Consider the following 12,828-nt stretch of genomic DNA (forward strand, 5'->3'; position numbering starts at 1 on the left):
GCGTCGACGTGTTCGGCGGAGATGGAGCCGTCGGCGGCGTGGGCGGTGACGAGGTCGATGTCGGTGGCGGCGGCGATGCGGACGTGGCGGGCCGTGGTGGCGGGCGCAAAACCCAGGAGGATCAGCAGTTCTCGTAGTTTGGTGGCGCGGTGGTCGGCGACGCCGAGTCGGTCGAGTTCGGCGGTGACGGTGCTGGCGAAGTGCTCGAGGAGGTTGTGGGCGAGCAGTATTTGTTTCATCGCCGCGAATGCTTGTGGGCCGGTGAGGTCTGGGTCGAGGTGGATGTCGCTGAGTTGCTCGACGATGCCGGCGAACAGTGCTTCGGCATCGATGATGCGGGCGGTGGAACTGCTTGAGCTTGTAGAGCTGGTGGTGGTGTCGTCGATCATGTGCCCTCCCCTGGCGATCGCTGCGATGGGTCCAGTCTACATGGAAATCCGCTGAGCGCAAGGCCTCAGAAGACGAATACTGTTTGTGCACAACATCATTCGCGCGGTTCGAGTCGGCCGATTCTTGTCGGTGGCGTGTGGTAGCGGGCGCGTGCTCGATGCCTGCGGCTCAAGCGCGCGGGAGTACACCCAGGAGCGCCGAAACGCAGGCTGTCTGCAAGGCGTCTCCCAGGTCTACATGCAGAACGCCGAGCTCGGGCTCGTCAGCGTAAGCCGCGAGCAGGCTGGGCGGTGGGGGAACGTAGGGCGACAGCGCCCCCGCGGTGACGAGACTCATCAGGCAGAACAGTTGTGCGTCGTCGCCGAGCTCGGGCAGGTGGCGGCGAACCAACTCGCTCATGTCGACGAGCCTCGCGAGCGAGGATCGCTTGTGCCGCTTGACGACCTCGACGGAAACGTTGTGTTCCAGCACCCCTCCCTGCGCGCCGAAGAGATCGCACAGGACCGGCCGTCGGGCAAGTGAGCGACCGACGATCTCGGCCAACCGGCGCGCCCGGACCTCGGTTGCGGCATCTGGCGCGACGTTCGCGGCGAGTTCCTCGGCCAACTCGGTCAGCCAGTCGCCCAGGAAATCGTCGAGCAGCTCGAGGAGCACCGCCTCGCGGGACTCGAAGTACCGCAAGACATTCGACTTGGCCAGACCCACCCGACGGCTGAGCTCGTTGAGGCTCAGCTGGGCCACGGGCATCTCCTCCAGCATGGCCGCAGCGGTGTCAAGCACCGCCCGCCGACGGACCTCTCGCTGCTGCTCGCTTCGCGCCCGCTGAAATGTCACCCCGCAAGGCTAGCGGACCGGCGGTCTCTTGACAGCAGACCGCTGGTCTCTTACAAAGGTATAACAGACCAACGGTTCTTTAGGAGTGGCGATGAATGGCAACTGGAACGAACAAGACATCCCCGACCAACACCGCCGGGTGGCGATCGTGACCGGTGCGAACACCGGACTGGGTTTCGAGACCGCCCGGATGCTCGCCGGGCGTGGGGCGACGGTGGTCCTCGCTGTCCGTGACGTCGAGAAGGGTGCGCGGGCGGCGGCGCGTATCGACGGCGACGTCGTCGTCCAGTCGCTTGATCTGGCCTCACTGGACTCGATCAGGTCCGCGGCCGCGGATCTGCGCGCAGCCCACCCGCGGATCGATCTACTGATCAACAACGCGGGGGTGATGTACACCCCGAAGCAGACCACCGCCAACGGGTTCGAGATGCAGTTCGGCACCAACCATCTCGGCCACTTCGCCCTCACCGGTCTGTTGCTCGACCACCTGCTGCCCGTACCCGGTTCCCGCGTGGTCACGGTCAGCAGCACGGGTCATCGCATCCGGGCGGCCATCCACTTCGACGATCTGCAATGGGAGAGCTCGTACAGCCGGGTGGGAGCCTACGGCCAGGCCAAACTGGCGAACCTCATGTTCACCTACGAGCTCCAGCGCAGACTCGCACCGCACGGCACAACGATTGCCGTCGCCGCTCATCCCGGCGTATCGAACACCGAACTCATTCGCAACACTCCTGCGGCGCTTCGAGTTCCGGTCTCATGGCTTGCGCCGATGTTGACCCAGACACCTGCGATGGGCGCGCTGCCCACCGTGCGTGCGGCCACCGATCCGGGCGTTGTCGGCGGCCAGTACTACGGTCCCGGCGGTCTGGGGGAGGTGCGTGGCCATCCGAAACAGGTCTCCTCGAGTTCGGCGTCCCATGATCGGGCCGTTGCGCAGCGATTGTGGGCCGTGTCGGAGGAGCTCACCGGAGTGACGTTTCCACTGGCAGTGCAGGCGTGAGGACCGAGGACTACGACTGGCAGTTCGGGCACCAGTAGATGACCCGGTCCGCGCCGGGTGGTCCGAGGGAGCCGCGCATGATCAGGGTGCCGCACCGGCGGCATGGACGGCCGCGCCTGCCATACACGTAGAGCCGCGCAGCGTGGCCGGTGACGCCGGTGGTGGTGCGTGCCACCCGCATCCGATTGGCCCACAACATGCGGTGAGCAAGGTCGACCATCGCCGCCACGTCGACGGCGGCGACGGGACGTCCCGGAAGAACTCCACGGACGAAGCATAGTTCGCTGCGGTATTCGTTGCCGACACCGGCCATGAGGCGTTGATCGAGCAGCGCGACCCCGATCGGCGTATCGGGCTGCGCCTCGATGCGTCGTGTGGCTTCGGCGGCATCCCAGTCGTCGCCCAGCAGGTCGGGTCCGAGGTAGGCGAGCTCGGCGTCGGGATCGGTGAGCAGCTCGAGTGTGCCGAGCGAAAAGCCCACCGCCTCCGAATCTTCGGTGCGTAGAACAACACGAGCTTCGTGGGTCGGCCGGCGCCACTGCGCGCCGAGTTGATGCACGTCCCACAGGCCTTCCATCTGGAGGTGGGAGTGAATGCTCACCGGAGATGCGAGGTCGTCGCGCGTGATATCGATCAGCAGGTGCTTGCCGCGCGACCGGACTGCGGTGACGACGCCACCGGCGAGATCCGTGGTCGCCAGCTGCGGTACCCGGAAGTCGGTGAGCGTCAGTACCTTTCCGTCGAGTGCGCGGCGCAGACCGGCGGCGGCGCGATAGACGGTGTCACCTTCGGGCATGCTGGCCGTAGCGGAGCCGGAGCCCGCGCGGTGTCGTGGAGAAGCCTGCGTCGACGAGTGCGGGGGCCAGGTCGGAACGTAGTGACTCGACGCCGTCGACCTGGTCGATCGCCAGACGGGACACCCGGCCGTCGCGCACGGTGGCGGCCAAAGCCCTGGCCGCACAGATTAATACGGTCTCGGAGTCGCTGAAGGTGAGCACGGTCTTGCCGCCACGCTCGACGTAGATCGCCGGTGCTCCGTCGACGAGGACGATCAGCGCGCCCGGTTTGCGGCCCGGCCGGTGCCCGCCGTCGCCGCGCTCGGGCCACGACAGGGCCGCTCCGTATGCGTTGGCCGGATCGGTGGCGGCGAGCACGATCGCCGTCGGGGCCGGGCCCGAGCGATCGTCGAGGGTGTGTCGGCGCAACTCGTCGACGGTCGCGGGCGCCGCGAACTGCGCTCCGCCGAGACCGTCGACGTAATAGCCGCGGCGAACATATCCGCTGTCCTCGAAGACGTTGAGCGCCTTGTAGAACCGCGAGAATCCGCCGGTCACCCCCTCGGCGACCACCGCGCCGCGCGTCACGACGCCGTAGCGGGTGAGGAGTTGGTCGCACAGGACCTGGGTGGTTGCCGTCGGGTCGGCGGCCCGCCGAGGCATCGCGAACCAGCGTCCGCCGGCGGTGGGCGGGGTGGTGACCGTCGGCGTCGCCGACATGAGATGGCGGGTACTCAGCCGGGATGCGCGCAGGCGCGGTGCCCGGCCACGGGATCGATGTGCGGGCGCCGACCGCGAGCCGCCGGATTGTCGCGGGGTGAGCATCGCGCGGACCGGGGTGAAGGAGTCATTGGACAACCGGCCCGCCCACACCAGATCCCACAACGCGCTGTGGACCTCGGCGGTCGCCGGGGGTGTCGCCGATGTCCCCGGGGGTGCATCGCTCGGGCCGAGGTCTCCGATGAACTGCGAGAAGCGCAGGCCCCCTGCGGTGCTGAACAGATCGAGGAGTCTGCGGTGCAGATCGGTCATGTCGATCTCGTCGGGTTCGGGCAGGACGACGTCGGCCAGGTCGGCCGGACATAGGCGTATCCAGCCGTCGGCGCCACCGATGCGCCCGGACCCCGACCACACGACCTCACCGGCCGACAATAGTTCGTCGAGCATGGCGGGTCGGTAGTCGGTGACGCGTGCCGGCAGGATCAGCGACTCCCATGCCGATGCCGGAATGGGCAGCCCGGCAAGCTGATCGATGACGATGGAGACGCCGTCGACACCCGAGAGCCGGTCGTCGTGGCCGCGGCGCCCCTCGGCCGGCGGCGAGACGTGCTGCCACGCGCACAAGAAGCGCGAGAGGGTGACGTCGTCGACCGGTGCGATCTCCGCGCGACTCGCGGCCAGCGAACCGCGCCGGATCTGGCCGAGGACATCGCTGTGACACCATTGCGCCCCGATGAGCTCAGGCAGGAAATCCCCCTCGACGACCTTGCGGTCACCGGCCATCCGCACCAGGGTGTCGCGGACGACCGCGGCGCCCAGACCCAGGGCGGCGGCGGCCTCGTCGACGGTGAACGGACCGTGGGTGCGGGCATAGCGGTGGACGAGATCGCCAACCGGGTCGGGGACCTCCTCGAGGAAGGCGGCAGGCACCCCGAGTGGTGTGGGCACACCGAGTGCGTCGCGGAGCCGGGCGGTGTCCTCGATCGCGGCCCACAGTGGGCGCCCGCGGTGACTCACCGAGATGATCGCGCCATCACGGTGTAACCCGGCCAGCAGGGCCGCCACCTCGACCGAGGATGTCTCGCCGGCGACCGGGTCCGCATCCGCACCGCGATAGCGGGCGGCCACCTCCTCGGTGGTGAGCGGCCCGAGCCAGCGCAGCAGGTCGACGACGTCTTGCCCGTCGCGGGCCTGCCGGCCGGGATCGAGGCGCTGTAACCGGTTGGTCACCTCGGCGATGACGGCCGGATCGAGGAGCTCGCGCAGATCGACACGACCGAGAAGCTGTGCCAACAGCGCGGTGTCGAGGGAGAGGGCCGCCGCGCGGCGCTCGGCGATGGGTGCGTCGTCGTTGTACATGAACGCACCGACGTAGCCGAACAGCAACGACGCGGCGAACGGGGACGGCGACTCGGTCTCGACCTCGACCATCCGGACGCGCCGCGTCGACACGCGCCGGAGCAAATCGATCAGGGCGGGCAGGTCGTACACGTCCTGCAGGCACTCGCGTACGGCCTCCAGGACGATCGGGAAGTCCGGGAATTGCGAAGCGACGGCGAGCAATTGGGCACTGCGCTGACGTTGTTGCCACAGCGGCGCGCGGCGGCCGGGGTCGCGGCGCGGCAGCAACAGCGCGCGTGCGGCGCATTCGCGGAACCGGGAGGCGAACATCGACGACTCGGCCAGCGCGTCGGTGACGAGCTGTTCGACGTCGTCGGGGTCGATGGTGAACACCGCAGCACCCGGCGGGGTGTCGTCGGTGTCGGGGAGGCGGACGATGATCCCGTCGTCGGAGGCGGTGACCGCGCCGTCGAGGCCCAGCGAGTTCTTGAGCCGTGCCGAGATCGCCGACGCCCACGGCGCATGTACGCGTAAACCATAGGCGGAGTGCAGGATCAGGCGCCAGTCGCCCAGTTCGTCACGGAACCGCTCGACCACCAGGGTGCGGTCGGTCGGCAGATGGGTGGTGGCGTCACGTTGTTCGGCGATCAGCGCACCCAGGTTCTCCCGGGCGTAGTCGGTCAGACCGAGTTCGTCTGCACGCCGGTACAATTCGGGCCGGTCGGCGATCTCACCGATAAAGGCGCCGATGGCCGCGCCGAGTTCGGCCGGCCGGCCGGCTGCATCACCGATCCAGAACGGTAGCCGTCCGGGCTGCCCGAACGCCGGGCTGACGAGCACCCGATCGTGGGTGATGTCCTCGATCCGCCAACTCGTGGCGCCGAGAGCGAAGACGTCGCCGACCCGCGACTCGTAGACCATCTCCTCGTCGAGTTCGCCCACCCGGGTCTGTTTTGCCCCCTCCGCCGAGCCGACCATGAACACGCCGAACAGGCCGCGATCGGGGATCGTGCCACCGGAGGTGACGGCAAGGCGTTGTGCACCGCGTCGGCCGACCAACACGTTGCGGTCCCGATCCCAGTTGACACGCGGCCGCAATTCGGCGAACTCGTCGGACGGGAACCGCCCCGAGATGAGATCGAGGGTGGCCTCGTACACCTGCCGGCCCAATTCGCGGTAGGGGGCGCTGCGGCGGACGGCGTCGAACCATTCGTCGACATCGAGTTCGTCGATGGAGGCTGCGGCGATCGTCTGCTGGGCGAGCACGTCGAGCGGGTTCGCCGGAATCGCCAGTTCTTCGATCTCGCCGGCACGCATCCGTGATACCGCGACCGTGCAGTGGATGAGGTCGGTGCGGTGCTTGGGGAAGAGCACACCCTGGCTGATCTCGCCGACCTGATGTCCGGCGCGCCCGATCCGCTGCAGTCCGCTGGCCACCGACGGCGGGGCCTCGACCTGCACGACCAGATCCACCGCCCCCATGTCGATGCCGAGCTCGAGCGAGCTGGTGGCCACCACACAGCGCAGGCGGCCGGTCTTGAGGTCGTCCTCGATCTGCGCGCGCTGCTCCTTGCTCACCGACCCGTGATGGGCGCGGGCCAGGACCGGCGACGCCCCCGATGACGCGCCGCTGGCCATCACGAGTGCCGGCGCCCCACCGGCGACCCGCGCGTTGACCGCCGGCTCCGCTGGCCGGTCGGCGGGCCCGGAACGGGCGTCGGCGATCTCGTTGAGGCGGGCGGTCAGCCGTTCGGCCAGGCGCCGCGAGTTCGCGAAGACGATGGTCGTGCGGTTGGCCTCGACGAGGTCGACGATCGACGACTCGACGTAGGGCCACAGCGAGCCGGCGGTCGGCGAGAACGCGTCGTCGAGTTCCTCGGAGCCCGGCGCGTCCGGCGGCGGCGGGATGTTGGCCATGTCCTCGACCGGCACGTCGACGCGCAGATCGAAGGTCTTGGTCGCGGGTGGGTGGACGACGGTGCACGGTGCCGAGCCGGCGAGGAATTGCGCGACCCGTTCGGGCGGGCGCACCGTCGCGGAGAGCCCGATCCGCTGGGCCGGTTTCTCCAGGAGTCGGTCGAGGCGCTCCAACGACAGTGCGAGATGGGTGCCGCGTTTGGTGCCCGCAACCGCATGTACTTCGTCGACGATGACCGCCTCGACGCCGGTCAGCGTCTCCCGTGCCGACGAGGTCAGCATCAGATACAGCGATTCCGGGGTGGTGATGAGGATGTCCGGCGGGGTCCGCACCAGGCTGCGCCGGGCGGCCGCGGGAGTGTCGCCGGACCGCAGCCCGACGGTTATCCCACGCTCGAGCCCCTCGCGGACCGCGGGATCGGTGTCACCGAGCTCCTGCGCGGCCCGGGTGATGCCGGTCAGCGGCGCACGCAGGTTGCGCTCGACGTCGACGGCGAGCGCCTTGAGCGGCGAGATGTAGACGACGCGGGTGGTGTTGCGCGGACGCTCGGGGCGCGCGGCGAGCCGATCGAGTGCCCACAGGAAGGCCGACAGCGTCTTGCCCGATCCGGTGGGGGCGATGACCAGGGTGTGATTGCCGTCGGCGATCGAGGACCACGCCCCGACCTGCGCGGCCGTCGGCGCGGCAAAGGCGCCGCTGAACCACCGCCGCGTGGGGGCGGTGAAACGCGACAGCACATCCTCGACAGCAGGCACATCCTCCATCATCCACCAGCGGTACGACACTGTTGGCCGGGCGAGTTGTCCGGTATATGGTCAGACGGACGTTGCTCGGGGAATCCGGTGAGATACCGGAACGGTCGCGCCACTGTGAGCCGCACATCGATGCGGCGAGTCAGGACACCGCGCAGCGTCGTCACCGCAAAATCGATGGGACGCGTCATCCCAGATTGGACCGATACCGATGGTCGCAACAACCCGCCAGGGCACCCGACCCCAGGGCAAGGGTCTTTCCCTCGCCGTTCCCGATCTCTCCGTCGCCTCGGCTGCGCTCTGGCTGACCGCCACCGTGGTGCTCGCCGGGCTGGCCTACTACTTCCTCGGATATGACCAGGGCGCCGTCTCGGTGTTCGGCTCGGACACCCATGTTCACGAATTCGTGCACGACGCACGGCACTTCCTCGGTTTCCCCTGCCACTGAGCACGGCTGTCACCGCATCACCACAGCCAACGCACGCAATCAGAGGACATAACCGCACATGGAAAAGAAGTTCATCGGCGCAGGCCTGCTCTCGGGTCTGGTCGCCGGGATCGTCGCGTTCATCTTCGCCCGGCTGTTCATCGAGCCGCAGACCACCAAGGCGATCGACTACGAAGAGGGCCGCTCACACGCCGAAGAACACCTCATGGCCGCCCACGGCGGGGCAGGCGGGCACGAACACGGTGAGGTGTTCACCCGCTCGGTTCAGGAGAACATCGGCGCCGGCGTCGGCACGATCGTGTTCGCGCTCTGCATGGGCGCGTTCTTCGCCGTCGCGTTCACCATCCTGTGGACGTATTTGGCTCGCCACCACCCCGATACCGATGGACGATGGGTCGCCGTCGCACTCGGTGTCCTCGGCTTCGTCGCTGCGTTCGCCGTGCCGTTCTTCGCCTACCCGGCCAACCCGCCGGCCGTTGGCGACGCCGACACCATCGGTGCCCGCTCGGGTGCGTATCTGACGATCACCGTCGTCTCGGTGGTCGCGATGATCGCCGCGGTGGTGTTCGCGCTGTGGCTGCGACCCCGTCTGGGCGGGCTGACGTCGGCGGTACTCGCGGCGATCGGCTATCTCGTCGTGATCACCGTCGCCATCATCCTGTTACCGCAATTCCATGAGGTACCCGAGCCGCTCACCGATGGTGACCGGATCGTGTTCCCCGGCTTCCCCGCCGCGGTGATCGGTGACTTCCGGGTCTACGTCATCGCCAACCAGGTGATCTTGTGGACGGTCCTGACCACCGTGTTCGCCGCGGTGCTCGGATGGCTGGGCCGGTCGGGCTCCCGGTCGGAGAACGCCGTGCTCGTCGAGACCCGCCGCTGACCCAGGTGGATCTGCTCGTCGTCACCGCCGGCCGGACCGGGCCCAACAAGGCCCTCCGATTCGGCGGTGACGCATCCCTGGACGAGGCGGGCCGCCGGCGTGTTGCGGCACTGGCAATCGAGGTCGGTGCCCGCCCGATCGTGGCCGGGCCCGAGGCCGCGACCCGTCAGTCCGCCGAACTGCTGGGCCCTGACGTCCGGGTCGATGATTCGCTGCGCACCCTCGACGTCGGGCGCTGGGCGGGCCACGCGCCGGACGAGGTGGACCCCGACGACCTCGCGGTCTGGTTCGGCGATCCGGCGTCGTGCCCGCACGGGGGTGAGAGCATCGCCGCCTTCGTCGAGCGGATAACGCTGTGGCACAGGACGTTTGCCGAAACCGCCGATGCCCGAGCCGCGAGCTGTGTCGTCGTGGCGATGCCGGTCGCGCAAGCCCTGCTGGCCGGCGACGCGGCGTCCTTCTTCGGCATCGAGGTGGCGCCGGCGACGGTGTATCGCCTGCCGCGCGCGACCGGGTGAGGAGGAACCTCTCCTTTCCTGGACACCGCCGGTGGTGACTGACACAGTAGGACTGAAACGTGTTCTAGTCGGCGCCGAGTCGGCGCGGGAAGGTGGAGGGTCGATGTTCGAATGGTCCGAGGAAGATCTGATGGTGCGCGATGCGCTCCGGGCATTCATCGACAAGGAGATCCGCCCGCACCTCGACGAACTCGAGACCGGTCAGTTACCGCCGTACGACATCACCCGAAAGCTGTTGTCCACCTTCGGTGTCGATGCAATGGCCAGGGATGCGCTGGAGAAGGAGCTCACCGCTGAGGCGGCCGGCAAGAAGTCGTCCGGTGGTGGTGTCGGCGCCGGGATGACCGGATCGATGTTCATGATCGTCAACATCGAACTCGCCGGCGTCTGCCTGGGGCTCGTCGGGTCGCTGGGCGTCAGCATGGGCCTGACGGCGTCGGCCATCCGAAGCAAAGGCACTCTCGCGCAGAAGAAGCGGTGGCTACCCGAACTGGTCACCATGGAAAAGGTCGGGGCCTGGGCGATCACCGAGCCCGACTCGGGGTCCGATGCGCTCGGCGGCATGAAGACCACCGTCCGACGCGACGGCGACGATTACCTCCTCAACGGACAGAAGACCTTCATCACCAACGGCCCATACGCCGACACCCTCGTGGTATTCGCCAAACTCGACGACGGCTCCGGCACGCCGATGCGCGAGCGCAAGGTGCTTTCCTTCGTCCTCGACAAGGGCATGCCCGGTCTGACGCAGGGCAAGGCGTTCGCGAAGATGGGCATGATGAGCTCGCCCACCGGTGAACTGTTCTTCGACAACGTGCGCCTCGGGCGCGACCGGCTGCTGGGCGAGACCGAGGACACCGGATCGGATTCCCGCGGGTCCGAGGGCGCCAAATCCGGATTCACCGCCGAACGCATCGGGATCGCGGCATTGTCGATGGGCATCATCAACGAATGTCTGCGCCGCAGTGTCGAATACGCGAAGAGCCGCACCCTGTGGGGCCAGGAGATCGGACGTTTCCAGCTCATCCAGCTCAAGCTGGCCGAGATGGAGATCGCGCGGATCAACGTGCAGAACATGCTGTTCAACGCGATCGAACGCACCGCCGCGGGCAAGCCACTGAGTCTCGCGGAGGCGTCGGCGATGAAGCTCTACTCGTCGAAGGCCGCCACCGACGTCGCGATGGAGGCCGTGCAGCTCTTCGGCGGCAACGGCTACATGGCCGAATACCGCGTCGAACAGCTTGCGCGCGACGCGAAGTCGCTGATGATCTACGCCGGCAGCAACGAGATCCAGGTGACGCATGTGGCCAAGGGGTTGTTGCAGTGACATCCGACGACGAACGATTTCTCCTTCGCGCGATCGAGGTGGCGGCGGCATCACGCGCACACGGCAACCATCCGTTCGGGGCGATCATCGTGTCCGCCGACGGGACAGAGTTGGCCGCGGCCGAGAACACGGTGGTGACCGACCGCGACCCGACCGGGCATGCCGAGACCAACGTGGTCCGGCGTGCGGCCGCGCTGGTCGACTCCGCTGAACTGGCCTCGGCGACCCTGTACACGAGTACCGAACCGTGTGCCATGTGCAGCGGCGCGATCTACTGGGCCGGAATCGGCGCTGTCGTCTTTGCGCTGTCGGAAGCCGAACTGCTGGCGATGACGGGGACCGACCCGGAGAACCCGACGATGTCGCTCCCGTGCCGATCGGTATTCGATCACGGGCAGCGTGCGGTCACGGTACGGGGACCGATGCCGTTGGCCGGCGCGCAGGCCGTCCACGAGGGCTTCTGGGGCGGGCGACCGGCCGACGTGGTCGTCCACTGATGAACCTGCTCATCCGCCGGTGATCACCAGGACGATCAACGCCAGGTTGAGCAGCACGATCACCGCCGACGCGACGGTCGCCACGATCCGCAACAGAATCCCGTCGGCAAATTCGCCCATGATCGAACGGTCGGCGGTGAGGCGCCCCAGTGGGATGATCGCGAAGGGGATGCCGAAGCTGAGCAAAACCTGCGACAGCACCAGCGCCCATGTCGGGTCGACGCCGACTGCGAGAACGACCAGGGCAGGGATCAGGGTGACGAGCCGGCGGACGAGCAACGGAATCCGCTTGTGCAGCAGGCCGGCCATGATCACGGCGCCGGCCGAGGAACCGACCGAGGTGGAGGCCAGGCCGCTGGCGAGCAGCCCGATCGCGAAAGCGGTCGCCATGCCCGGCCCCATCGTGTCGGCGACCGCCCGGTAGGCGCCCTCGATGGTGTCGGTGCCCTCCTTACCGCGCAGGTTCTGCGCGGCCAGCAGCAGCAGCGCGATGTTGACCGCGCCGGCGATCATCAGGGCGACGACGACGTCCCAGCGGGTGGCGCGCACCAGCTTCTTGCGTCGTTCGGGTGTCTTCGCGATGCCGTGGCGGTCGACGACCAGTGCCGAATGCACGTAGATCGCATGGGGCATCACCGTCGCACCGAGCATGGACGCGGCGAGCAGCACGGTCTCGGGACCGTGGAGCCGGGGGATCAGGCCGCCGAGCACGTCGCCGACCGGGGGCGGGTTCACCACGAGTCCGGCGAGGAAGCCCACCACGATGATCGCCAGCATGGCCAGGATCACCGACTCGAAGGTGCGTTGCCGCCGCGGATTCTGCAGCGTCAGCATGAGTGTCGAGATGACGCCGACGATGATGCCCCCGAGCACGAGTGGTAGCCCGAACAACAATTGCAGGGCGATGGCACCGCCGAGGACCTCGGCCAGGTCGGTGGCGATGGCCACCACCTCCGCCTGGACCCAATACGACCGGCGGGCGCGCCGGCCCAGGCGCTCACCGAGAAGCCCTGGCAGGCTGCGGCCGGTGACGATGCCGAGTTTGGCCGACTGATACTGGATCAGCATGGCGATGAGGTTCGCAACGACGAGAACCCAGACCAACAAGAATCCGTAGCGCGCCCCGGCGGTGATGTTCGCGGCCACATTGCCCGGGTCGACGTAGGCGATGGCGGCAACGAAAGCCGGCCCGAGAAGCGCGAGGTGGCGTAGCGAACGCAGTCGGCGCCCTCGGATCTGCTCACGCGCTGACTCCGAGTCGCCCGGACCCGAGTCGCCCGGACCCGAGTCGCCCGGACCCGAGTCGCCCGGACCCGAGTCGCCCGGACCCGGGAGATCCGGCCCGGAGGTGGGCGTGTCCACCTGGCTCATCCGCTCAGGGTGGCACACCCGCGAGCGCTGATCAAGCGGGGCGAAGAATA

Annotated in this window: 10 protein-coding genes, 1 pseudogene and 1 riboswitch; of the genes and pseudogenes, 6 read left to right on the forward strand and 5 right to left on the reverse strand. The window is 68.1% G+C overall.

Going from position 1 to position 12,828, the window contains the following annotated elements; genetic code table 11:
• Together ACLQ3C_RS12755 and ACLQ3C_RS12760 are read right to left on the reverse strand one after the other, a co-directional pair.
• Nucleotides 1-389 (reverse strand): annotated as a pseudogene (locus ACLQ3C_RS12755) (HNH endonuclease); the annotation flags it as partial.
• A 169-nt stretch (nucleotides 390-558) separates the two neighbouring features.
• Nucleotides 559-1,224, reverse strand: coding sequence for a TetR family transcriptional regulator (locus ACLQ3C_RS12760; RefSeq protein ID WP_425705438.1), 666 nt, complete (start codon nucleotides 1,222-1,224; stop codon nucleotides 559-561).
• A gap of 91 nt (nucleotides 1,225-1,315) precedes the next feature.
• Here ACLQ3C_RS12760 and ACLQ3C_RS12765 point away from each other — a divergent pair, with 91 nt between their 5' ends.
• The gene (locus tag ACLQ3C_RS12765; RefSeq protein WP_425705439.1) at nucleotides 1,316-2,227 is read left to right on the forward strand and encodes an SDR family NAD(P)-dependent oxidoreductase; all 912 of its coding nucleotides are present in this window, start codon (nucleotides 1,316-1,318) and stop codon (nucleotides 2,225-2,227) included.
• A gap of 10 nt (nucleotides 2,228-2,237) precedes the next feature.
• On the opposite strand, the gene ACLQ3C_RS12770 is transcribed toward ACLQ3C_RS12765, so the two are convergent.
• Nucleotides 2,238-3,023, reverse strand: coding sequence for a DNA-formamidopyrimidine glycosylase family protein (locus tag ACLQ3C_RS12770; RefSeq protein WP_425705440.1), 786 nt, complete (start codon nucleotides 3,021-3,023; stop codon nucleotides 2,238-2,240).
• Entirely contained in the window at nucleotides 3,010-7,749 is a 4,740-nt protein-coding gene (locus ACLQ3C_RS12775) for an ATP-dependent helicase (RefSeq protein ID WP_425705441.1), read from the reverse strand. The genes ACLQ3C_RS12770 and ACLQ3C_RS12775 overlap by 14 nt, the downstream gene beginning before the upstream one ends.
• 66 nt (nucleotides 7,750-7,815) lie before the next feature.
• Nucleotides 7,816-7,886, forward strand: a riboswitch (cobalamin riboswitch).
• 59 nt (nucleotides 7,887-7,945) lie between these two features.
• Here ACLQ3C_RS12775 and ACLQ3C_RS12780 point away from each other — a divergent pair.
• From ACLQ3C_RS12780 to ACLQ3C_RS12800, 5 genes are all read left to right on the forward strand, one after another.
• A complete protein-coding gene (locus ACLQ3C_RS12780; protein WP_425705442.1) occupies nucleotides 7,946-8,182 on the forward strand; it encodes a CbtB domain-containing protein in 237 nt (78 codons plus the stop codon).
• A 58-nt stretch (nucleotides 8,183-8,240) separates the two neighbouring features.
• The gene (locus ACLQ3C_RS12785; protein WP_425705443.1) at nucleotides 8,241-9,065 is read left to right on the forward strand and encodes a CbtA family protein; all 825 of its coding nucleotides are present in this window, start codon (nucleotides 8,241-8,243) and stop codon (nucleotides 9,063-9,065) included.
• 5 nt (nucleotides 9,066-9,070) lie between these two features.
• On the forward strand, nucleotides 9,071-9,583 hold the full coding sequence (locus ACLQ3C_RS12790; RefSeq protein WP_425705444.1) for a histidine phosphatase family protein: 513 nt from the start codon (nucleotides 9,071-9,073) through the stop codon (nucleotides 9,581-9,583).
• A 103-nt stretch (nucleotides 9,584-9,686) separates the two neighbouring features.
• Complete coding sequence (locus ACLQ3C_RS12795; protein WP_425705445.1) at nucleotides 9,687-10,910, forward strand: acyl-CoA dehydrogenase family protein; 1,224 nt, start codon at nucleotides 9,687-9,689, stop codon at nucleotides 10,908-10,910.
• Nucleotides 10,907-11,407, forward strand: a complete 501-nt coding sequence (locus ACLQ3C_RS12800; protein ID WP_425705446.1) for a nucleoside deaminase — start codon at nucleotides 10,907-10,909, stop codon at nucleotides 11,405-11,407. The genes ACLQ3C_RS12795 and ACLQ3C_RS12800 overlap by 4 nt, the downstream gene beginning before the upstream one ends.
• A 9-nt stretch (nucleotides 11,408-11,416) precedes the next feature.
• Here ACLQ3C_RS12800 and ACLQ3C_RS12805 read toward each other — a convergent pair whose 3' ends face one another.
• Nucleotides 11,417-12,778: an Nramp family divalent metal transporter gene (locus tag ACLQ3C_RS12805; RefSeq protein ID WP_425705447.1), complete on the reverse strand. Its 1,362-nt coding sequence runs from the start codon at nucleotides 12,776-12,778 to the stop codon at nucleotides 11,417-11,419.
• Nucleotides 12,779-12,828 lie beyond the last annotated feature (50 nt).

This window comes from Gordonia sp. DT30 (assembly GCF_049844915.1).
GTDB lineage: Bacteria > Actinomycetota > Actinomycetes > Mycobacteriales > Mycobacteriaceae > Gordonia.